This is a genomic window from Micromonospora sp. HM134, from assembly GCF_007833915.1.
In the GTDB taxonomy this organism is placed as follows: Bacteria; Actinomycetota; Actinomycetes; order Mycobacteriales; family Micromonosporaceae; genus Micromonospora; species Micromonospora wenchangensis.
This window is the reverse complement of the sequence record NZ_CP041061.1, coordinates 5,512,571-5,534,346: the sequence shown is the minus strand read 5'-3', so window position 1 is coordinate 5,534,346 and position 21,776 is coordinate 5,512,571. Positions and strand designations below refer to the sequence as shown.

At 74.1% G+C, this 21,776-nt stretch carries 20 protein-coding genes; all 20 read left to right on the top strand.

Annotated elements, in window-relative coordinates; translation table 11 throughout:
- Window positions 1-142: 142 nt before the first annotated feature.
- The 20 genes from mraZ to FJK98_RS23720 all read left to right on the top strand — a co-directional run bounded on the left by mraZ (window position 143) and on the right by FJK98_RS23720 (window position 21,756).
- Complete coding sequence (mraZ, locus tag FJK98_RS23815; protein ID WP_145920987.1) at window positions 143-574, top strand: division/cell wall cluster transcriptional repressor MraZ; 432 nt, start codon at window positions 143-145, stop codon at window positions 572-574.
- 208 nt (window positions 575-782) lie between these two features.
- Window positions 783-1,892, top strand: a complete 1,110-nt coding sequence (gene rsmH, locus FJK98_RS23810) for a 16S rRNA (cytosine(1402)-N(4))-methyltransferase RsmH (protein ID WP_145920986.1) — start codon at window positions 783-785, stop codon at window positions 1,890-1,892.
- Window positions 1,889-2,491: a hypothetical protein gene (locus FJK98_RS23805; RefSeq protein ID WP_145920985.1), complete on the top strand. Its 603-nt coding sequence runs from the start codon at window positions 1,889-1,891 to the stop codon at window positions 2,489-2,491. Before rsmH ends, FJK98_RS23805 begins: the two co-directional genes overlap by 4 nt.
- 5 nt (window positions 2,492-2,496) lie before the next feature.
- On the top strand, window positions 2,497-4,845 hold the full coding sequence (locus FJK98_RS23800; RefSeq protein ID WP_145920984.1) for a penicillin-binding protein 2: 2,349 nt from the start codon (window positions 2,497-2,499) through the stop codon (window positions 4,843-4,845).
- Between the two features lie 52 nt (window positions 4,846-4,897).
- The gene (locus FJK98_RS23795) at window positions 4,898-6,460 is read left to right on the top strand and encodes a UDP-N-acetylmuramoyl-L-alanyl-D-glutamate--2,6-diaminopimelate ligase (protein ID WP_145920983.1); all 1,563 of its coding nucleotides are present in this window, start codon (window positions 4,898-4,900) and stop codon (window positions 6,458-6,460) included.
- Window positions 6,457-7,869, top strand: a complete 1,413-nt coding sequence (gene murF, locus FJK98_RS23790; RefSeq protein WP_145920982.1) for a UDP-N-acetylmuramoyl-tripeptide--D-alanyl-D-alanine ligase — start codon at window positions 6,457-6,459, stop codon at window positions 7,867-7,869. The genes FJK98_RS23795 and murF overlap by 4 nt, the downstream gene beginning before the upstream one ends.
- Entirely contained in the window at window positions 7,866-9,002 is a 1,137-nt protein-coding gene (mraY, locus tag FJK98_RS23785) for a phospho-N-acetylmuramoyl-pentapeptide-transferase (RefSeq protein WP_088643039.1), read from the top strand. The genes murF and mraY overlap by 4 nt, the downstream gene beginning before the upstream one ends.
- Before the next feature lie 242 nt (window positions 9,003-9,244).
- Window positions 9,245-10,651, top strand: a complete 1,407-nt coding sequence (locus FJK98_RS23780) for an FtsW/RodA/SpoVE family cell cycle protein (RefSeq protein WP_145922958.1) — start codon at window positions 9,245-9,247, stop codon at window positions 10,649-10,651.
- Window positions 10,651-11,757 (top strand): undecaprenyldiphospho-muramoylpentapeptide beta-N-acetylglucosaminyltransferase, encoded by a 1,107-nt coding sequence (murG, locus tag FJK98_RS23775; protein ID WP_145920981.1) that lies wholly within the window; start codon window positions 10,651-10,653, stop codon window positions 11,755-11,757. The genes FJK98_RS23780 and murG overlap by 1 nt, the downstream gene beginning before the upstream one ends.
- 31 nt (window positions 11,758-11,788) lie before the next feature.
- Entirely contained in the window at window positions 11,789-13,261 is a 1,473-nt protein-coding gene (murC, locus tag FJK98_RS23770) for a UDP-N-acetylmuramate--L-alanine ligase (RefSeq protein ID WP_145920980.1), read from the top strand.
- A complete protein-coding gene (locus FJK98_RS23765) occupies window positions 13,258-14,082 on the top strand; it encodes a cell division protein FtsQ/DivIB (RefSeq protein WP_145920979.1) in 825 nt (274 codons plus the stop codon). The genes murC and FJK98_RS23765 overlap by 4 nt, the downstream gene beginning before the upstream one ends.
- A gap of 240 nt (window positions 14,083-14,322) precedes the next feature.
- Complete coding sequence (gene ftsZ / locus FJK98_RS23760; protein WP_145920978.1) at window positions 14,323-15,438, top strand: cell division protein FtsZ; 1,116 nt, start codon at window positions 14,323-14,325, stop codon at window positions 15,436-15,438.
- Between the two features lie 106 nt (window positions 15,439-15,544).
- Window positions 15,545-16,291 (top strand): YggS family pyridoxal phosphate-dependent enzyme, encoded by a 747-nt coding sequence (locus FJK98_RS23755; RefSeq protein ID WP_145920977.1) that lies wholly within the window; start codon window positions 15,545-15,547, stop codon window positions 16,289-16,291.
- Window positions 16,292-16,481: 190 nt separating this feature from the next.
- Window positions 16,482-17,189, top strand: a complete 708-nt coding sequence (locus FJK98_RS23750) for a cell division protein SepF (RefSeq protein ID WP_145920976.1) — start codon at window positions 16,482-16,484, stop codon at window positions 17,187-17,189.
- 28 nt (window positions 17,190-17,217) lie between these two features.
- The gene (locus FJK98_RS23745) at window positions 17,218-17,523 is read left to right on the top strand and encodes a YggT family protein (RefSeq protein ID WP_088643046.1); all 306 of its coding nucleotides are present in this window, start codon (window positions 17,218-17,220) and stop codon (window positions 17,521-17,523) included.
- Window positions 17,524-17,566: 43 nt separating this feature from the next.
- A complete protein-coding gene (locus tag FJK98_RS23740; protein ID WP_088643047.1) occupies window positions 17,567-18,367 on the top strand; it encodes a DivIVA domain-containing protein in 801 nt (266 codons plus the stop codon).
- Window positions 18,368-18,437: 70 nt separating this feature from the next.
- Window positions 18,438-19,271 carry a hypothetical protein gene (locus tag FJK98_RS23735; RefSeq protein ID WP_145920975.1) on the top strand — a complete coding sequence of 278 codons (834 nt, stop codon included), beginning with the start codon at window positions 18,438-18,440 and terminating at the stop codon, window positions 19,269-19,271.
- Window positions 19,272-19,282: 11 nt separating this feature from the next.
- Entirely contained in the window at window positions 19,283-19,588 is a 306-nt protein-coding gene (locus FJK98_RS23730) for a DUF167 domain-containing protein (protein WP_145922957.1), read from the top strand.
- Between the two features lie 22 nt (window positions 19,589-19,610).
- Window positions 19,611-21,113, top strand: coding sequence for a potassium/proton antiporter (locus FJK98_RS23725; RefSeq protein ID WP_145920974.1), 1,503 nt, complete (start codon window positions 19,611-19,613; stop codon window positions 21,111-21,113).
- A 223-nt stretch (window positions 21,114-21,336) separates the two neighbouring features.
- Window positions 21,337-21,756: a TraR/DksA C4-type zinc finger protein gene (locus FJK98_RS23720; RefSeq protein ID WP_088643050.1), complete on the top strand. Its 420-nt coding sequence runs from the start codon at window positions 21,337-21,339 to the stop codon at window positions 21,754-21,756.
- Window positions 21,757-21,776: the final 20 nt, after the last annotated feature.

Sequence of the window (21,776 nt, the reverse complement as noted above, 5' to 3'; positions counted from 1 at the left end):
GACGACGCGCCGGGGCGGCGATTCTGGTTGCAGGTGGAGGGAAGTGGAGTAGAGTGGGGCGCAATGGTGAGGCCGGGAGGGCCCACCGGCCCAGGGGGTCAGCGGCGCCGCGAACGCCGCTCAGGGCAAGGGGGTTGGGCCGATGTTTCTCGGCACCCACACTCCGCGCCTGGACGAAAAGGGCCGTTTGATCCTTCCGGCCAAATTCCGGGACGAGCTGGCGGGGGGTGTCGTGATCACCAAAGGGCAGGATCGCTGCCTCTACGTCTTCCCCACGCCCGAGTTCCAACGGATCGCCGACCAGTTGCGCGCGCAGCCGATGACGAACAAGGCGGCCCGGGCCTACAGCCGGGTCTTCTTCGCCAGCGCGCACGACGAGGTCCCCGACAAGCAGGGCCGGGTCACCATCCCGCCCCACCTGCGGTCCTACGCCGCGCTCGACCGGGACCTGGTGGTGATCGGGGCGTCCACCCGGGTGGAGATCTGGGACCGGACGGCCTGGGAGAGCTACCTCGCCGACAGCGAAGACGACTTCGCCGACATCGAGGAGGGGGTGCTGCCCGGCGGTCTGTAGGGCGCGGCGACGCCCGACGTACTGCGAGATCTCCAGCCGCTTTCGAGTTCCTGGCGTCCCTTCCCCGGTGCCAGGGGCACGATCTCCACCCCGGGCGCCGGCCCGGGGCCGGGGCGGGAGCGGATGGGGATCTGGCGGTACGACGGCACGGCGTCGTCCGACGAGCAGAGCGCGACACGACGAGACGTATTCCACAGTGGGGGTCGACATGGGGGAGCTACGCGGCACGCACGTGCCGGTGCTGCTTGAGCGGTGTCTCGAGCTGCTGGCCCCCGCGCTGGACCGGGGCGACCGTACGGTCCACGTCGATGCCACGCTGGGGTTGGCCGGCCACGCCGAGGCGGTGCTGCGACGGTATCCGCACACGGTGCTGATCGGCCTGGACCGGGACACCGAGGCCCTGGCGCACGCCCGGGTCCGGCTGGCCCGGTTCGCCGACCGGGTCCACCTGGAGCACGCCGTCTACGACGAGCTGCCCGAGGTGGTGGCCCGGCTGGGCTATCCGGGCGTCGACTCGGTGCTGTTCGACCTGGGTGTCTCGTCGCTGCAACTCGACGCGCCCGACCGCGGGTTCGCCTACGCCCAGGACGCGCCGCTGGACATGCGGATGGACCAGACCCGGGGGGTGACCGCCGAAGAGGTGGTCAACAGCTACTCCCACCCGGAGCTGGCCCGGGTGCTGCGGGTCTACGGCGAGGAGAAGTTCGCCGGCCGGATCGCCTCGGCGATCCTGCGGGAGCGGGAGCGGGGTCGGATCACCTCCTCGGCCCGGCTGGCGGAGCTGGTCAGGGAGAGCATTCCGGCACCAGCGCGACGAACCGGGGGACACCCGGCCAAGAGAACGTTTCAGGCTTTACGCATCGAGGTAAACAGGGAACTGGCGGTGCTGGAGACGGCGCTGCCGGCTGCCCTCGACAAGCTCCACGTGGGCGGTCGCCTGGTGGTCCTGTCCTACCACTCGCTGGAGGACCGGCTCACCAAGCAGGCGCTCGCCGACCGGGTCCGCAGTAAGGGCCCGGTCGACCTTCCGGTGGAACTCCCCGGGTCGGGTCCGACGTTCCGGCTGCTTAGCCGGGGTGCCGAACTCGCCGGGGAGGCCGAGGTCGCCGCGAACCCGCGGGCCGCATCCGTGCGGCTGCGGGCGGCGGAGCGACTCGACCCGGCCACCGGGCAGCAGGGGCGGACCGACCGCGAACGGTCCGGCCGACGGGTCAGGGCGATGCACCAACCGGGCACGGGGTCGACGCGGGGTTCCACAGTGGACCTGGAGTCGACCCCGGGGGACGGCAGGACGGACGAACAGGGGGAGGGGACATGAACGTCAACAAGCGTGACGGCCGCGACGCGGTCGTCGGGCAGCGCGCACCGCGGTCGGGGGGCCGGACCACGGCGCAGCGCTCGACCCGTACCACGACGCCGGCGGACCTCGCCGGTCGAGCGGGGGAGGCGCGCCGGGGGGCGCGCGAGTTCCCCACCCAGGGCAGCGCCGCGTTGCGGCCGGCGGAGCAGCCGGCCACCCGTACCGCCACCACCGCCGCCGGGTCGCCCCGGCTGCGGGTGGCGCCGCCGCCGCCGGTCCGGGTGCCCCGGGCGCCGTTCGCGGCGCTGATCGTGGTGCTGGTGGTCGGCGGGGTGCTGGGCATCCTCGCGGTCAACACCAAGATCAACGAGAACGCGTTCAAGCTCCAGCAGCTCCAGCAGCAGCAGGCCCGCCTCGACGTCGACCAGCAGCAGCTGGAGAAGGAGATCGAGGAGGCCAAGGAACCGGGCAACCTGACCGCGGAGGCCCGCAAGCTGGGCCTGGTCGAGGCGGGCGAGCCGGCGTACATCCGGCTGCCGGACGGTCGGCTGATCGGCGTGCCGCAGCCGGCCGACGGGCGGCCGGCGATCACCAGCCAGCAGGGCAACGGGGGGTAACGCCCGTGCCACCGAGATCCGACGATCCGCGCCGGGACCCCACGGGCTCCCGGCGCGGATCGGTTCGTGGCGGGGCCACCCGGGGCGGCGGGCCACGGACGCCGGAACCACGCAGCCCGGAGCAGCGCGGCGGGGAACCCCCGGCCGCCGGACCCCGCGCCGGCGAAGCCCGGGGACAGGGCCGCGCCGGGGAACCCCGCACCGGGCAGCCCCGGGCCGGGGACGTCGGGGGGATCTCCGACGCGCGGGCGTACACCCCCCGGGGCCGGACCATCCGGGAGAGCAGCGAGGACCGGGGCGGACAGCGACGTACCCCCCGGGCCGGCCGGTCCGGGGACCCGTTCCGCCCCGCGCTCCAGGTGCTCGACGGCGGCCGGGCCGCCGCCGGGCGGGCCGCCGCCAACCGGGCCGGCCGGCGGGAGGCCGCCCCGACCGGGCGCACCGGCGTCATCCGGACCGTGCCACCCCGGGCCGCTCCCGACGACGACGAGTTCGCCGAGCCGCCCGCGCCCCGCCGCCGTCCCGGCCGCCGTACCGACACCCCCGGCCGGGGCGCCCCGCGCCGGACCGAGGCGCCCCGGCGCACCGACCGGCCCGCCGGGCGACGACCGGTACGCAAGCCGCGCCGCCCGCCGAAGCTCGCCGAGCCGCGACGCCGGCTGCGGCTGGGCACCATGCTGGTGCTCGCGGTCTTCGCCGTGATCGGCATCCGGCTGGTCGTCCTGCAGGCCGTGGACACCCCGGCGTACGCCGGTGGCGGCGTCGACAACCGGCTCACCCGGATCGACCTGCCGGCCCCGCGCGGCTCGATCCAGGACCGCACCGGCGCACCGTTGGCCCGCAGCGTCGAGGCCCGGTACGTCTTCGCCGACCCCACCATGGTCAAGGACCGCACGGAGACCGCGAAGCTGCTCTCCCCGCTGCTCGGCGTCCCCGTCTCCGAACTGGCCGAGAAGATGAAGCGGCAGGGCGGCCTGCAGTTCCGCTACCTGGCCCGGGGCGTCGACATCGCGCGGGCCAAGCAGATCGAGGCCCTCGACCTCGCCGGCATCGGCACCCACCGCGACGAGCGCCGCGAGGTGCCCGGCGGCGACCTGGCCGCCAACCTGGTCGGCTTCACCAGCCAGGACATGGACGGCCTGGAGGGCCTGGAGGCCCGCTACGACGACGTGCTGCGCGGGCAGGACGGCCGACGGGTCTACGAGGCCGGCCTCGGTGACCTCAACGCGCCGATCCCCGGCGGCTACAGCCAGACCACCGACCCCAAACCGGGCAGCTCGCTGGTGCTCACCATCGACCGGGACCTCCAGTTCCAGGTGCAGCAGATCCTCAGCCGGCAGATGGCGCAGACCCGGGGCGCGATCGGCGCGGCGGTGGTGCTCGACGCCAAGACCGGCGACGTGCTGGCCCAGGCCAGCAACCCGACCTACAACGCGGCGTCGCCGGAGCAGAGCCGGCCCACCGACCGGGAGGACGCGGCCACCAGCTTCGTGGTCGACCCCGGCTCGGTGCACAAGGCGATCACCTACGGCGCGGCCCTGCAGGAGGGCATCATCACGCCGGACAGCGCCTGGCCGGTCGCGAACACCGTCACCCGGGGCGGGGTGACCTTCCGCGACACCCACCCCGCCGACGGCAAGAAGCTCAGCGTGGCCGGGATGCTGGCCTACTCGTCCAACGTCGGCACCATCGAGATCGGCGACCGGCTCGGCCCCGACCGGCTGATCGACTACCAGAAGCGGTTCGGGCTGGGGCAGCCCACCGGCGAGGGGATGCCCGGTGAGGCGTCCGGGCGGCTGCTCCCGGCCGACCAGTGGAGCGGATCGTCGTACGGGTCGGTGCCGATCGGGCACAGCGTCGACGCCACCCCGCTGCAGATGGCCGCCGCGTACGCCACCATCGCCAACGACGGCACCTACGTCCAGCCGCACCTGATCAAGGAGGTGGTCGGGGCGGACGGCAAACGCACCCCCTCCGCCGCCCCGGTCACCCGCTCGGTGCTCAGCCCGGGCAACGCGGCCGCGCTGCGTACCCTGCTGGAGGCGGTGACCACGGTCGACGGCGCGACCGGCCTGGCCGCCGCGGTGCCCGGCTACCGGATCGCCGGCAAGACCGGCACCGGGCTGCGCTACGTCGACGGCAAGCAGCAACCCGGCGAGGTCGGCTCGTTCATCGGGATGGCGCCCGCCGAGGCGCCCCGGTACGTGGTGGCGGTCTTCGTGTGGAACCCCGAGGGCGGTGGCGGCGCGGTCGTCGCCCCGGCGTTCCGCGAGATGATGGGCTTCACCCTGCGTCACTACCGGGTCCCGCCGTCGCGCGGGAAATCCCCCAACTTCGAGGTCTTTCCGCGCTGACCGGGAACGGCGGGACATCATCGGTGAGTGCCGACGAACCATCGGGGCGGCTGTGCGGCCGGAACCGGACGACCGGGTAGGGTCTGACGCCGTGCCCGGCAATCCACGCCCCCGTACCGTGCCCGGAGTCCGGCTCGGCGACCTCGCCGACCGGCTCGCCGTGACGCCGCCGGCCGACGCCGCCGCGCTGGTCGTGACCGGGGTGACCCACGCCAGCCAGGAGGTCCGCCCCGGCGACCTGTACGCCGCGTTGCCCGGGGCCCGTCGGCACGGCGCGGAGTTCGCCGCCGCCGCGGCCACGGCCGGTGCGGTGGCCGTGCTGACCGACCCGGCCGGTGCCGTCGCGGCCGGCGCGACGGGGCTGCCCGTCCTGGTGACGCCCGACCCCCGGGCGGTCCTGGGCGAGCTGGCCGCCGCCGTCTACGGCGACCCGACCGACGGGCTCACCGTGATCGGGGTGACCGGCACCGCCGGCAAGACCTCCACCGCCTACCTGATCGAGTCCGGGTTGCGGGCCGCCGGCCACGTCACCGGCCTGATCGGCACCGTGGAGACCCGGCTGGGCGACCTGGTGACCGACAGCGTCCGGACCACCCCGGAGGCCACCGACCTGCACGCCCTGCTCGCCGCCGCCCGGGAGCGCGGGGTGACCGCGGTGGTGATGGAGGTGTCCAGTCACGCCCTGGCGATGGGGCGGGTCGGCGGGGTCCGGTTCACCGTCGGCGGCTACACCAACTTCGGCTCCGACCACCTCGACTTCCACGCCGACTCGGCGGACTACTTCGCGGCCAAGGCGAAGCTGTTCGACGGGCGCTGCCGGGTCGAGGTGCTCAACCACGACGACCCGGCGTTGCGTCCGCTGTTCCGGCCGGCCACGGTCAGCTACTCGGCGGCCGGCGACCCGACCGCCACCTGGTGGGCCGACCGGGTCGGCGGCGAGGGCTACGCCCAGCGGTTCACCGCGCACGGCCCCGACGACCTGGTCCTGCCCGCCGGGGTGGCCCTGCCCGGCCGGCACAACGTGGCCAACGCGCTGCTCGCCGTCGCCTGCCTGGTCGCCGCCGGGGTCGACCCGGTGACCGCCGCCGCCGGGGTGGCCGCCTGCGGCGGGGTGCCCGGCCGGCTGGAGCTGGTCAGCGGGGACGCCCCGGTGCGCGGCGTGGTCGACTACGCGCACAAGACCGACGCCGTGGTGGCCGCGCTGGCCGCCCTGCGCGACACCGGCACCGGCCGGCTGATCTGCGTCATCGGTGCCGGTGGCGACCGGGACCGGGGCAAGCGCCCGGTGATGGGCGCCGCCGCCGCCCGGGGCGCGGACGTGGTGCTGGTGACCGACGACAACCCGCGTACCGAGGACCCGGCGACGATCCGGGCCGAGGTGCTGGCCGGGGCGTACGACGCCGCCGCGGCGGCCCGGATCATCGAGGTGCCCGGCCGGCGGGCGGCGATCGCCGAGGCGGTCCGGCTGGCCGAGCCGGGTGACATGGTGGCGCTGCTCGGCAAGGGACACGAACGCGGTCAGGAGATCGCCGGCGAGGTGTACCCGTTCGACGACCGCACCGAGCTGGCGGAGGCGTTGCGCGTCCGCTTCGGCGACCTGGCGGGTCAGCGGTGATCCCGCTGACCCTGGCCGAGGTGGCCACGGCGGTCGGCGGTCGGCTGTACGCCGTCGACCCGGACACCCGGGTCACCGGCCCGGTCGAGTTCGACTCCCGCAAGGTCACCGCCGGGGCGCTCTTCGTCGCCTTCCCCGGCGAGCGGGTCGACGGGCACGACTACGCCGCCGGTGCGGTCACCGCCGGCGCGGTGGCGGTGCTCGGCACCCGGGAGCTGCCCGGGGTGCCGATGGTGCTGGTGGACGACGCGCTGGCCGCGCTGGGCCGGCTGGCCCGCGCCGTGGTGGACCGGCTGCCCGGTCTCACCGTGATCGGGCTGACCGGCTCGTCGGGCAAGACCACCACCAAGGACCTGATCGCCCAGCTCGCCGTCCGGCTCGGCCCGACGGTCGCCCCGCCCGGGTCGTTCAACAACGAGCTGGGGCACCCGTACACGGCGTTGCAGGCCACCGGGCAGACCCGGTACCTGGTGATGGAGAAGGGGGCGCGGGGCGTCGGGCACGTCCGCTACCTCTGCGACGTGGTGCCGCCGCGGATCTCGGTGGTGCTCAACGTCGGGGTGGCGCACCTGGGCGAGTTCGGCTCGGTGGAGAACATCGCGCTGGCCAAGGGGGAGCTGGTGGAGGCGCTGCCGGCCGACGGGCTGGCGGTGCTGAACGCCGACGACCCGCTGGTCGCCGCGATGGCGTCCCGCACCGTGGCCCGGGTCGTCCGCTACGGGGAGTCGGCCGACGCCGACGTCCGCGCGGTGGACGTCACCCTGGACGGGCAGGGGCGACCGGCGTACACCCTGGTGACCCCGGAGGGGAGCGCCCCGGTGCGGCTCGGCCTGACCGGCCGGCACCAGGTCTCCAATTCGCTCGCCGCGGCGGCGGTCGCCCGCGAGCTGGGCATGCCGCTGGCCGAGCTGGCGGCGGCCCTGGGTGACCTGGGGCTGGTCTCCACCCGCCGGATGGACGTCTTCACCCGTCCCGACGGGGTGACCGTGATCGACGACTCGTACAACGCCAACCCGGCCTCGACGGCGGTGGCGCTGCGCGCGCTGGCCGGGATGCACCGGGGCGGGCGGACGTTCGCCGCGCTGGGCTACATGGCCGAGCTGGGCGCGTACGAGGACGAGGGGCACCGGGAGGTCGGCCGGCTGGCGGCCGAACTCGGTGTCGACCGGCTGCTCGTGGTGGGTGAGCCGGCCGCGCCGATCCACGAGGGCGCGACAGCGGTAAGTGACTGGGGAGGAGAGTCGGTGCTGCTCACCGATCAGGCGGCGGCCGTCGAGGTGCTGCGCAGCGAGCTACGACCGGGCGACGTCGTCCTGGTGAAGGGCTCCCGGTACCGGACCTGGGAGGTCGCCGACGCGCTTCGGGTCGACGCCTCCGGTGACGGGACCGGCGCGGGGGGTGCCGCGTGAGGGCGGTCATCGTCGCCATCGGGGTGGCGTTCCTGGTGTCGCTGCTGGCGACCCCGCTGGCGATCAGGGTGTTCGCCCGGCTCAAGGCCGGTCAGCCGATCCGATCGAACCTCGGGCTGGCCAGCAACGAGGGCAAGAAGGGCACGCCGACGATGGGCGGCGTGGTGTTCATCCTGGCCACGGTGATCGCGTACGTCGCCGGCCACCTCGCCCTGACCACCCTGCCGGACGCGCAGATCGCCCAGGTCGAGCCGACCATCACCGCCCTGGTGCTGCTGGGGCTGATGGTCTTCTCCGGCGCGGTCGGCTTCATCGACGACTTCCTCAAGGTGCGCAAGCGGCACAGCGGCGGGCTCAACAAGCGCGGCAAGCTGTTCGGGCAGATCCTGGTGGGCGCGGTCTTCGGGGTGGTCGCGCTGTACTTCCCGAGCAGCATGACCGACGCCAGCGGCGCGACGACCAACACCGAGACCGTGGGCAGCACCACGCTGAGCTTCATCCGGGACATCCCGGCCCTGGAGATCGGCAAGGTCGCCTCGGTCATCGTGATCATCATGGTGGTGATGGCGGCGACCAACGGGGTCAACCTCACCGACGGGCTGGACGGGCTGGCCACCGGCGCCTCGGTGATGGTGCTGGCCGCGTACGCGCTGATCGCGTTCTGGCAGTACCGGCACTGGTGCGCCGACCCGACGTACACCGCCAATCCGAACAACTACTGCTACGCCGTCCGGGACCCGCTGGAGATCGCGCTGATCGCCGGGGCGGCGGCCGGGGCCTGCGTGGGCTTCCTGTGGTGGAACACCTCCCCGGCCCGGATCTTCATGGGCGACACCGGCGCGCTGGGCCTGGGCGGGCTGATCGCCGGGATGGCGATGTCCACCCGGACGGTGCTGCTGCTGCCGATCCTCGGCGGCCTCTTCGTGATCATCACGATGTCCGTGGTGATCCAGATCATCTCGTTCCGGACCACCGGCAAGCGGGTGTTCCGGATGTCCCCGCTCCAGCACCACTTCGAGTTGGCCGGCTGGAGCGAGGTCAACATCGTGGTCCGGTTCTGGATCATCGCGGGCATCGGGGTGGCCATCGCGCTGGGCCTGTTCTACAGCGACTTCCTGGCCAGCATGGGCTGACCGGCCGGACGGCCACGGACGGGGGTTCCTCCTACCGGAGGGGCCCCCGTTTCGTATTTCGACACGCCGACCGGGGGGAACGGCCGGAACGGGCCGCCCGCAGCGGCGATGATGGGCGGGTGGGGGAGGACCGAGGCACGAGCACCGGGACGACGACGGAGACCCAGCCGCGGCGGGCCGCGGGCACGGGGCGTACCGCCGACCCGCCCGGCGGGCTGTCCGGGCTGGGCCCGGCCGGCGGCCTGGCGGCGCTGCGCGGCCTGCTGGCCCGCCCGTTGGCCTCCTACTACCTGCTGCTGTCCAGCGCCGGCCTGCTGCTGCTGATCGGCCTGACCATGGTCTTCTCGGCCACCAGCGTGCGCGACTACGCCGAGGCCGGCGACGCCGCCGCCTCGGTGACCAAGCAGGCCATCTTCGCGGTGATCGGCATCGTCGCGTTCTGGGCCTGCCAGCGGCTGCCGGCCACCACCTTCCGCTCGCTGGGCCGGCCGCTGCTCGGCGGCGCCGTGGTGCTGCTGCTGGTGCTCAACCTGCTGGTGGCCCTGGACGCCCTGTTCGGGCTGGAGTCCCTCGGGCCGCTGCGGGCCAACCTGCTCTGGCTCTATCTCGGGCCGATCCAGGTGCAGCCCGCCGAGCTGGCCAAGCTGGCGCTGGTGCTGTGGGGCGCGCACGTGATCGCCCGCAAGGGCGCCGCGCTGGGCTGGTGGCGGGAGCTGGCCACCCCGCTGTTCCCGGTGGTCGGCCTGCTGTTCGTGCTGGTCGGCTACAACGACCTGGGCAGCATGCTCTGCCTGCTGGCCATCGTGGTCGGGCTGCTCTGGGCGGCCGGGGTGCGGCTGCGGGTCTTCGCCGCCCTGTCCGCGGTCGGCCTGGCCGGCATCGGCCTGCTGGTCGCCGTCGCCTCGCTCGGGGCCGGCTCCGGGGCGCGCGGCCAGGAGAACTACCGGCTGGCCCGGCTCACCTCGTTCCTCGACACGCCCGACCCGGCCAAGTGCGTCGAGGACGCCTGCTGGCAGATGGTCCAGGCGCGCAACGCCATCGAGCACGGCGGCTGGTTCGGCGTCGGCCTCGGCAAGAGCAGCGTCAAGTTCGGCTGGCTGCCGGCCGCCCACAACGACTTCATCTTCGCCGTCATCGCCGAGGAGCTGGGCGTGGTCGGCTGCACCGTCATCCTGGTGCTGTTCGCCGTGCTGGCCTACACCGGGCTGCGGATCGCCCGCCGGGTCGCCGACCCGTTCCGCCGGCTCGCCGCCACCGCGGTCACCGCCTGGCTGGTCGGCCAGGCCGTGATCAACATCGGTGGGGTGACCAAGCTGCTGCCGCTGACCGGCGTGCCGCTGCCGTTCATCTCCGACGGCGGCAGCGCCCTGGTCGTCACCCTGGCCGCGGTGGGCATGCTCGCCTCCTTCGCCCGCGCCGAGCCCGACGCGGCCCGGGCCCTGCACGCCCGTCCGCCCGCCCGATGGGTCCGACTAGTCTGGGCCCCGTTGCCGCCGCTTCCCGGTGCGCGGAGCCGACCGGCGTCGCCACCGGCTGCCCCGGGGTCCGTACCCCGGGCGCGCGGGCGGCGACCCGACGATCAGGCCGTACCGCGCGGCGTCCGGCAGGACCGGACCCGGGGCGGGCCGGCGAGCGAGAGGAGACGCTGATGGGTCCGCTGCGTTCGGTGGTGCTCTGTGGAGGGGGCACCGGTGGGCACATCTACCCGCTGCTCGCCTTCGCCGACTGCCTGCGCCGACACGACCCGGGCGTCCGGATCACCTGCCTCGGCACCCCCAAGGGCCTGGAGAACGAGCTGATCCCGTCGGCCGGCTACGACCTGCGGCAGATCCCCGCCTACCAGCTGCCCCGCTCGGTCAACATGGGCCTGGTCCGCACCCCGGACCGGATGTGGAAGGCGGCCCGCGCCGCCGGCAAGGTGATCGACGAGGTCGCCGCCGACGTGGTCGTCGGCTTCGGCGGGTACGTCTCCGTCCCCGGCTACCTGGCCGCCTGGCGGCGCGAGATGCCGATCGTCATCCACGAGGTGAACGTCCCGCCGGGGGTGGCCAACCGGCTCGGGATGAAGTTCACCAAGAACATCGCCGTCGGCTTCCCGCACCAGCCGGCCCAGGCCGAGGCGCTGCGCGACGCCCGGGTGGTCGGGGTGCCGCTGCGCCGGGGCATCGCCGGGCTGGACCGCAACGCGATGCGGGCCGCCGCCCGCGCCCACTTCGGACTCCGGCCCGACCTGCCGGTGCTCTTCGTCGCCGGTGGCTCGCAGGGTGCCCGGTCGATCAACCTGGCGGTCTCCGGCGCGGCCAAGGAACTAGCCCGCAACGGCGTGCAGGTGCTGCACGTGATGGGCGCCCGCAACGAGCCGGTGCCGATCCCCACCGACCTGCCGGTGCCGTACGTGGCGCTGCCCTACCTGTCCGAGATGGAGCTGGGCTACGCCGCCGCCGACCTGATGCTGGCCCGGGGCGGGGCGATGACCTGCGCCGAGGTGGCCGCCATCGGGCTGCCCACCATCTACGTGCCGTACCCGCACTCCAACCAGGAGCAGAAGCGCAACGCGCTGCCCGTGGTGGAGGCCGGCGGCGGGCTGCTCGTCGACGACGCCGAGCTGACCCCGGCCTGGCTGGAGCGCACCGTGCTGCCCCTGCTGCGCGACCCGCAGCGGCTGTACGCGATGGGTGCCGCCGCCGCCGCGTACGGGCGACGCGACGGCGACGTGGCCCTGCTCAACTTCGTCTACGAGGCGGTGGCCCGGTGAGCCGGTCCAGCGCGACGGGAAGGTACCTGGCATGAACACCGCGCAGTTCACCCCGGCCGGCACGCTCACCGCGGAGGACCTGGGCCGGATCCACCTGATCGGGGTGGGCGGGGTCGGCATGAGCGGCCTGGCCCGGCTCTTCCTCACCCGGGGCCTGCCGGTCTCCGGCAGCGAGCTGCGCGAGTGGCCGTCGCTGGCCGGGATGCGGGCGCTGGGCGGCACCATCCACATGAGCCACGAGGCGGCCAACCTCGACGGGGTGGACACCGTCGTCTACTCCTCGGCCATCCCGCAGGACCACCTGGAGATGGTGGAGGCGCGGCGGCGCGGGCTGCGGGTGCTGCACCGCTCCGAGGCGCTGGCCGCGGCGATGACCGGCCGGCGGACGGTGGCGGTGGCCGGCACCCACGGCAAGACCACCACCACCTCGATGGTGACCATGGTGCTCCAGCAGGCCGGGGTCGACCCGTCCTTCGTCATCGGCGGGGAGATCTCCGAGGTGGGCTCCGGGGCGCACCACGGCACCGGCGAGCACTTCGTGGTCGAGGCGGACGAGAGCGACAGGTCGTTCCTGATCTACCGCCCGTTCGTCTCGATCATCACCAACATCGAGGCCGACCACCTGAACACCTACGGCGACCTGGCGACCCTGGAGGCGACCTTCGCCGAGTTCGCCCGGCTCACCGACCCGGCCGGGTACGTCATCACCTGCGCCGACGACCCGGGCGGCCGGCGGCTGGCCGAGACGCTGCGCGCCGAGGGCCGGCGGGTCTGGACGTACGGCGAGGCGGCCGACGCCGACCTGCGGCTGTCCGAGATGGCCTCGTCCGCCCAGGGGGTGCGGTACCTGGCGGCGCTCGACGGCCGTTCGCTGGGCGAGATCCGGCTGCCGGTGCCGGGGCGGCACATGGGGCTCAACAGCGCCTCGGCGGTGCTCGCCGCCCACCTGCTAGGCCTGCCGGTGGCGGCGGCGGAGGCGGCGCTGGCCGCGTTCCCCGGGGTCCGCCGGCGCTTCGAGCGCAAGGGCGTCGCCGACGGGGTGCTGGTCTACGACGAGTACGCCTACCACCCGACCTCGATGACGCTGGCCCTGCAGACGCTGCGGGAGGTGGCCGGCGACGGCCGGCTGATCGTGGTCTTCCAGCCGTACCGGCTCTACCGCACCCGCGATCTCCAGGCGGAGATCGCCGCCGCCCTGGGCATCGCCGACGAGCTGGTGCTGCTGGAGGTCTTCGGCCCCGGTGAGCTGCGCCAGCCGGGTGAGGGGTCGGTGGCGTTGCTGGCGGCGGTGCCGCTGGACGCGGCGCACAAGGTCTTCGTGGACTCCTGGGACGACGCGCCGGTGGAGGTGGCCCGCCGGGCCCGTCCCGGCGACGTGGTGGTGACCATGGGGGCTCCGCCGATCTCGCTGCTGGGCGACCAGCTGCTCGACGCGCTGACCGCCCGGGTGACCGGGCCGGCGACCGGGTCGGGTCGGGACGGCACGGCCTTCACCACCGGATGAGTCCGGGCCCGGCCCGGGGCCGTACCGGTCGTGCCGCGGGCGCGGACGGCGGCCCCCGACGTGGCCCGGCGCGGCGCTGGCAGCTCGTGCGGGCCGGCAGCGACGCCGTTCCGCCGTCCACCCGGCGGTTCATGGCGCGGGCCCGGCAGCGGCGGATGCGGGCCGCCCTGCCCTGGGCGGTGCTGGCCGGGGTACTGGTCCTCGCCGCCCTGGTGGCTTGGACGGTGCTCGGCTCCGGCCTGTTCGGGGTGCGCGAGGTCCGGGTGGAGGGGGCCCGGCTGGTCACCCCGGTCGAGGTGCGTGACGCGGCGGCGGTGCCGGACGGGGTGCCGCTGGCCCGGGTGGACCTGGCGGCGACGGCCCGGCGGATCGGCGGGCTGCCCCCGGTGGAGCGGGCCACGGTCCGCCGTGACTGGCCGGACACGCTGGTGGTGACGGTGGTGGAGCGTACGGGGGTGGCGGCGGTGCCGCGCGACGACCGGTTCGTGGTGCTCGACCGCAGCGGGGTGGTGTTCCGCGAGCTGCCCCGCGCCCCGCAGGGACTGCCGGTGGTGCGGTTGGCCACGCCGGGGCCGGACGATCCGGGCACCCGGGCGGCGTTGCAGGTGCTGGCCGTCCTCACCCCGCAGCTGCGGGCCGTGCTGGTCGAGGTGGGCGTCGAGGGGCTGGCCCGGATCGGGCTGACGCTGCGCGACGGGCGGACGGTGGTGTGGGGCGACGCGACCCGGGGCGAGGACAAGGCGCGGGTGGCGACGGCGTTGCTCGGTCGGAAGGCCGACACGATCGACGTGAGCGCGCCGGACGTGGTGACCTTCCGGTGAGGTCCGCAGCGAACGTGAGTCGTTACGCTCCCGGCGGCGACACGCCGGTGGGGTCCTTGGCTCTCGGCGTGGGGGCGCTTACGTTGCCCCGAAGAGGACCAGTGGTTGACATAACTGTAAGCCTCTAGTAGAGGGTTAGGGTTCACCTCTGATCCTCGCTGGTGACAGCTCGTCGACCACCGGTCTGGGCCACGCCGTACCGGGGCGGTGCGAGCCAATCTCGAAGGGAAAGGACCGGAGATGACACCTCCGCACAACTACCTGGCGGTCATCAAGGTCGTCGGCATCGGCGGCGGCGGCGTCAACGCCGTCAACCGGATGATCGAGGTTGGGCTCAAGGGCGTCGAGTTCATCGCGATCAACACCGACGCGCAGGCGCTGTTGATGAGTGACGCCGACGTCAAGCTCGACGTCGGCCGGGAACTGACCCGGGGGCTCGGCGCGGGCGCCAACCCCGACGTCGGCAAGAACGCCGCCGAGGACCACCGCGACGAGATCGAGGAGGTGCTCAAGGGCGCCGACATGGTCTTCGTCACCTGCGGCGAGGGCGGCGGCACGGGCACCGGCGGCGCGCCGGTGGTCGCCAACATCGCCCGCAAGCTCGGCGCGCTGACCATCGGCGTGGTGACCCGGCCGTTCTCCTTCGAGGGCAAGCGCCGCCAGGTGCAGGCCGAGGCGGGGATAGACGAGCTGCGCAACCAGTGCGACACGCTGATCGTCATCCCGAACGACCGGCTGCTGGCCCTGGGCGACCGGGGGATCAGCATGATGGACGCCTTCCGCACCGCCGACCAGGTGCTGCTCTCCGGTGTCCAGGGCATCACCGACCTGATCACCACGCCCGGTCTGATCAACCTGGACTTCGCCGACGTCAAGAGCGTGATGAGCGGGGCGGGCAGCGCGCTGATGGGCATCGGCAGCGCCCGGGGTGAGAACCGGGCGGTCGAGGCGGCCGAGGCGGCCATCTCCAGCCCGCTGCTGGAGCAGAGCATGGACGGCGCGCGGGGGGTGCTGCTGTCCATCGCCGGCGGCTCCGACCTGGGCCTGTTCGAGATCAACGACGCCGCGCAGCTGGTCACCGACGCGGCCCACCCGGACGCCAACATCATCTTCGGCGCGGTCATCGACGACGCGCTCGGCGACGAGGTGCGGGTCACCGTGATCGCCGCCGGCTTCGACGGGGGCACGCCCGCGTACAAGGCGTCCGAGTCACCGCGCAAGAGCAACCAGAACCAGCCGACGCCGCAGGCCCCGGCGGTCACCGCGCCGGCGTCCATGCCGCCGCCGCAGCAGTCGCCGCGCCGGGTGCTCTTCGACGACGTCGACGTGCCCGACTTCCTCAAGAACGGCTCCTGATCCCGCCGATGACGGACAACCACGCGGGCGACCACGCCGCCCCGCCCCCGTCGGGCGGGTCCCCGGCTGGTCGCGCCACCGCGTCGCCGACCGGGCGGGCCGGCCGATGACCGCTGCGCCCGATCCGGTGGGTGCGGACCGCCGCGCCGCGCTCGCGGCCGGGCTGACCGCGGTGCGGGCCCGGATCGCCGACGCCTGCGCCGCCGCCGGCCGGGACCCGTCCGGGGTGACGATGATCGCGGTGACCAAGACGTACCCGGCCGGCGACGCGGTCGCGCTGGCCGGGCTCGGGGTCACCGACCTGGGGGAGAACCGGGACCAGGAGGCCGCGCCGAAGGCGGAGGAGGTGGCGGCGGCCGGCGCGGACGTCCGCTGGCACTTCATCGGTCAGCTGCAACGCAACAAGGCCCGCTCGGTGGTGCGCTACGCCGACGTGGTGCACTCCGTGGACAGCGTCCGGCTGGCCCGCGCGCTGGCGTCGGCGGCCGACGCCGGCCGGGACCGTCCGCTGGAGACGTTGGTGCAGGTCAGCCTGGACGGTGACCCGGCGCGTGGCGGTGCCCTGCCGGACGCGGTCGACCCCGACCGGGGGCTCGGCCCGGTGGCCGAGACGCTGGCCGGCGCGGGGGCGCTGCGGTTGGCCGGGCTGATGGCGGTGGCGCCGCTGGGCTGGGAACCGGAACGGGCGTTCGCCCGGCTGGCCGAGGTGGCGGCGGCGTTCCGGGTCGGGTATCCGACGGCCACCGTGCTCTCCGCCGGGATGAGCGGCGACCTGGAGGCGGCCATCGGGTACGGCGCGACACATGTCCGCGTCGGCAGCGCGTTGCTCGGAATGCGTTCCACGCTGCGGTAGCCTGACCGCGATAGAAGCAAATTACATCAGTGTTGTTCAGGGGTGGCGCCCCCGGTCGGGGGCCACGACGGGCGAGCCGCGAATCGCACGTCGGGGATTGCCGCTCTGATCCGGTGGGCATGGAGTCCACTCGCGATCATGGCGACACGGCACGGGGGTGCGTGCCGCACGGCGGACGGAAGGGCGCGGGATGGGTGCACTGCGCAAGGCGGGGGTCTGGCTCGGTCTCGTCGAGGAGGACGACGAGCGGGGCTACGACGAGGGCTACGACAAGCCCGGCTACCGCGAGTCGCGGTACCGGTCGAGCCGGTACGCCGAGGAGTTCGCCGACGACGACGAGGACGACGCGGAGGAGCCGCCGGCGCCGCGTCCGCGCCTCGGTGACCGGGGCCGGCTGACCGAGCGGTCGAGCCGGCTCGCCGAGGCCGACCGGGCCGACGACGAGCGTCCGGAACGCGCCGAGCGGCCGGAGCGCCCGGAGCGGGCCAGCGTCCGGTCGATCACCCGGTCCGGTGGCGCGGACACCTCGGGCGCGCTGAGCTACCACACCCGGGACAACCTCGCGCTGGCGCCGCAGGCGTCGCCCCGGGAGCGGCCGGTGGTGGCCGAGGAGGAACAGCGCTACCAGATCACCACCCTGCACCCGACCACCTACCGCGAGGCGCGGACCATCGGCGAGCACTTCCGCGACGGCGTCCCGGTGATCATCAACCTCACCGAGATGGACGAGGCCGACGCCCGCCGGCTGGTGGACTTCGCCGCCGGGCTGGCGTTCGGGCTGCGCGGTACGATCGAGCGCGTGACCAACCGGGTGTTCCTGCTCTCACCGGCCAACGTCCAGGTCACCGCGGAGGACAAAGCCAAGATCGCTGAGGGCGGCTTTTTCTCCCTGAGCTAAGTCCACCCGACCGAGGGACGTCGCTGCCGTGTTGTCGATCATGTTCCAGCTGCTCTACCTGATCTTGTACGTCTTCCTTATCGTGCTGTTGGCCCGATTCGTTCTCGGTGCCGTCCTCCAGTACGGTCGTCGGTGGCAACCGGGGCGTGGCGCGTCCGCCGGACTCGAGTCCGTGTGGAGCGTCACTGATCCGCCTCTCAAGGCGTTGAGGCGGGTGATCCCCCCACTGCGAATTGGTACCGTGAGCATCGACCTGGCCTCCCTTGTGCTCCTGGTTATCCTGTTCGTGCTGATGAGGTTTGTGTTAGATCCGCTGATCAGGAACTTCTCCTGACCAGCGCGCGCTTTCGCGGCCGCAACTGACCCGAGGAGTTTCGATGCCGCTGACACCGGCCGACGTGCACAACGTCGCCTTCAAAAAGCCGCCGATCGGCAAGCGGGGGTACGACGAGGAGGAGGTCGACGCCTTCCTGGACGAGGTCGAGCGTGAGCTTGCCCGTCTGATCGAGGAGAACAACGAGCTGCGCGCCCAGGTGGAGCGCGGCGGTCGTGGTGGGGCCCCTGCCGGCCCCGGTGGCGATGCCCGGCTGGCGGCGGAGCTCAACGACGTCAAGGCCCAGCTCGACCGGGTGCAGCGCGACAAGGCCGCCGCCGAGCAGGCCGCCCGCGCCATGCAGGCCGAGCTGGAGCAGGTCCGCACCACCGGTGGCCCGGCCGTCGGCGGCGACGGCGAGCAGCAGGCGCTGCGGGTGCTGATGATGGCCCAGCGCACCGCCGACGACCACGTCTCCGACGCCCGTCGGGAGGCCGACCAGCTGCTCTCCGAGGCGCGCTCCAAGGCCGAGGAGGTCACCCGCGAGGCGCGGGCCAAGGCCGACGCGCTGGAGCGCGACGCCCGTCAGCGGCACCAGGAGGCCATGGGCGGCCTGGACGCCAAGCGGACCGCGTTGCAGAAGCACATCGAGGAGCTCAAGCAGTTCGAGCGCGAGTACCGCACCCGGCTCAAGGCGTACCTGGAGAGCCAGCTGCGGGACCTCGACGGTCGGGGTCAGGGCCTTGAGGCCGAGATGACCCGCGCCGAGGGCACCCGTGCCGTCGGCGGCAACGGCCTCGCCGCGGCCGGCCTCGCCGGCTCGTACGGCGGCGGTCGCTCCGGCGCCCTCGAAGCAGGTCGCTGATCCACGGTCGGCGGCCGTCCCCCGACGGTCGCCGACCCAGCCACGACCCACGACGCGGCGGGGGTGAGCCGTGCTAGTCGCCAGTCTGCTGCTCATCCTCGTCGCGGTCGTCCTGCTGGCGTTCGGTCTCGTCGACGGCTCCAGCACGTTGTTGATCAGTTCCATCGCGGCCAGTCTGCTGGCCGCCGTCGCGTTGGTGGCCGGTGCCCGCCAGGCAGCCGTCACCCGGGCGAGGGCGGCGGACCAGGCGCAGGCGCGGGGTCGGGGCGCGACGGAGTCCCGCCCGACCACCCCGCCGGCCGCGACCACGCCGTCGGACGAACCGACGACGTACCCTGCGACGACGTTCGGCACCGGTGACGCCGGGTGGCGGCAACCACCCGGCGCGCCGGTGTCCGGCGACCCCGTCGACCTGTCCACCCGGCCCGACGCCGGTGCCTGGGAGCCCGACGCGGAGGCCCCCTGGGAGCCCGTCCTCGTGTCCGCCGCGCCGGACCGGACGACCTCCGGCCGCGCCGACCCGGCGACCGACCGCGCCCCCGACCCGACCACCGGTCCCGACCGGCCCGACCCGGACGACCCGCGGCGGGACCCGGCGGACGACCCGGCCTGGGCGGCCGGAAACGATCTCGCGCCACCCTGGGAGCACCCGGACGACGCCGAGTCGCCGTGGGACCCGCCGGCCCAGCGGGTCCCGCCCGCCGACGCCGCCCGGGTGGCCCAGCTCGACGCCGAGGTGCGGGTGGTCGACGGGCACCCCCGCTACCATCTGCTCTCCTGCGCCCACCTGATCGAACGGGACCACGAGCCGCTGCCGGTGCACGAGGCGGTCGCCCTCGGGTTCACCCCGTGCGGTCTGTGCAACCCGGATACCGCCCTGCTCGCCGACACCTACCCCCGCTGAGGCCGGTGTCGATGCCCACGGACGACACGGTGACCGTCGCGGTGCGGGTCAAGCCCGGCGCGTCCCGACCCCGGGTCGGCGGCTGCTTCACCGGCCCGCACGGGCCCGCCCTGGTGATCGCCGTGACCGCACCGGCCGTGGACGGCCGGGCCACCGAGGCGGCCCGCCGGGCGTTGGCCGGGGCGCTGGGGGTCCGCCCGGCGGCGGTGGCGTTGCGCACCGGCGTGGCCAGCCGGGACAAGCTCTTCCTGGTGGACGGGGCGACGCCGGAGGTCACCGCGCTGCTGCGGCGGCTGCGCGACGGATCGGCCGGGTGACGGGGCCCCGGGTGGGGCGCCCGTGACGCCGGGACTGGATCTCGCCCTGCTCCTCGGGGCGGCCGTGCTGCTGGTGGCGATCGGCGCGGTGCGGTTCTCCACCCGGCTGGGCGTGCCGAGTCTGCTGGTCTATCTCGCGCTCGGGGTGGCGATCGGCGAGGCCGGGCTGGGTATCCGGTTCGACGACGCCGAGCTGACCCGGATGCTGGGGTTCTGCGCGCTGATCGTGATCATCGCCGAGGGTGGGCTCACCGCCCGGTGGAGCACCCTGCGCCCGGTGCTCGGGCTGGCCGGCGCGCTGTCCACCGTCGGGGTGCTGGTCAGCATCGTCGTCGTCGGTCTCGTGGTGCACCTGCTGCTCGGGCTGGACTGGCGGTTGGCGCTGCTCTACGGCGCGGTGCTCTCCTCCACCGACGCGGCGGCGGTCTTCGCCACGCTGCGCCGGCTGCGGCTGCCGCCCCGGCTGGTGGCCGCCCTGGAGGCCGAGTCGGGCATGAACGACGCCCCGGTGGTGATCCTGGTGGTGCTGCTGTCGCGCACCGGGCCGGTGGAGCACCCGTGGTGGTTCGAGGTCTTCCTGGTCGGCTACGAGCTGGGGGTGGGTGCGGCGGTGGGGTTGGCCGCCGGGCTGGCCGGCCGGTTCGCGCTGCGCCGGGCGGCACTGCCGTCGTCCGGGTTGTACCCGATCGCCGCGGTCGGGTTCACCGTGCTGGCGTACGCGGCCGGGGCGGTGCTGCACGCCTCCGGGTTCCTCGCCGTCTACGTGGCGGGGGTGCTGCTCGGCAACGCCCGGTTGCCGCACCGGCAGGCCATCCTGGGGTTCGCCGACGGGCTGGCCTGGCTGGCCCAGATCGGGCTGTTCGTGCTGCTCGGGCTGTTGGCCACGCCGGAGCGGCTGCACACCGCGCTGGTGCCGGCGGTGGTGACCGGGCTGGCCCTGCTGCTGCTGGCCCGGCCGCTGTCGGTGCTGGTGTCGGCGTTGCCGTTCCGGGTGGGCCTGCGCGAGCAGCTCTTCCTGTCCTGGGCGGGGCTGCGTGGCGCGGTGCCGATCGTGCTGGCCACCATCCCGTTGTCGGCCCGGGTGCCCGGGGCGGACCGGCTGTTCGACGCGGTCTTCGTGCTGGTGGTGATCTTCACGGTGCTCCAGGCGGGCACGCTCGCGCCGGCCGCCCGCCGGTTGCGGGTGACCGCCCCCGCCGAGCCGGCCGAGATCCGGGTGGAGACCGCTCCGCTGGAGCGGATGCGGGCGGACCTGCTCCAGTTGGAGGTGCCGGCGGGGTCCCGGCTGGCCGGGGTGCACGTGGACGAGTTGCGGTTGCCGGTGGGCGCGTCGGTGACCCTGGTGCTGCGCGACGGGGTGGGGTTCGTGCCGGGCGCGGACACCCGGCTCAAGACCGGGGACAGCATGTTGATCGTGGCGACCGCCGGGGTGCGGGACGAGGCGGAGCGGCGGCTGCGGGCGGTCAGCCGGCGGGGTCGCCTGGCGAGGTGGTTCGGCGAGTACGGCGAGGATCGGGACGGCTGATCTGCTAGTCTTCGTTTTGCCCCAATTAGCGGTTATTAGGGGCTGAATAGCGGTACGACAGTGCGGCACGTTGTCGGACGCCTGTACGTTCCGTATTCTTGCCAACCTCCGGAGTGCGCGGCCACCGTTGCCGTGCGCCCGTTTTGTTACCCGGGGACGCCACGTCGGCGGACCCTGTCCGGGCACCGCCGAGCGCCGCGTCCCGCGGCTGAGGGAGCTGACGATGGCGAAGCCAGCCGACACCAGGACCGCCGGTCGCAAACCGACGGCGAAGGCCACCCGCAGCACGGCGGAGACCGAGAAGATCCGGGCGGCCCTGGCGGCCCGACGGGACGAGCTGCGTGCCGAGTACGATCAGACGCTGAGCGAGATCACCGAGCTGCAGCGCGACCGGTTGACCGACTCGGCCGGGGACGACCAGGCCGACACCGGCACCAAGACGTTCGAGCGCGAGCAGGAGATCTCCCTCGCCAACAGCATCCGGGAACGGATCACCCAGGTCGAGCGTGCCCTGGAGCGGCTCGACGAGGGCGGCTACGGATGGTGCGAGCGGTGCGGGAACCCGATCCCGGTGGAGCGGCTCGCCGCCTTCCCGTCGGCGACCCTCTGCGTGACCTGCAAGCAGCTGGAGGAGCGGCGCTGACGTCCGCTCCCCGGTGACCT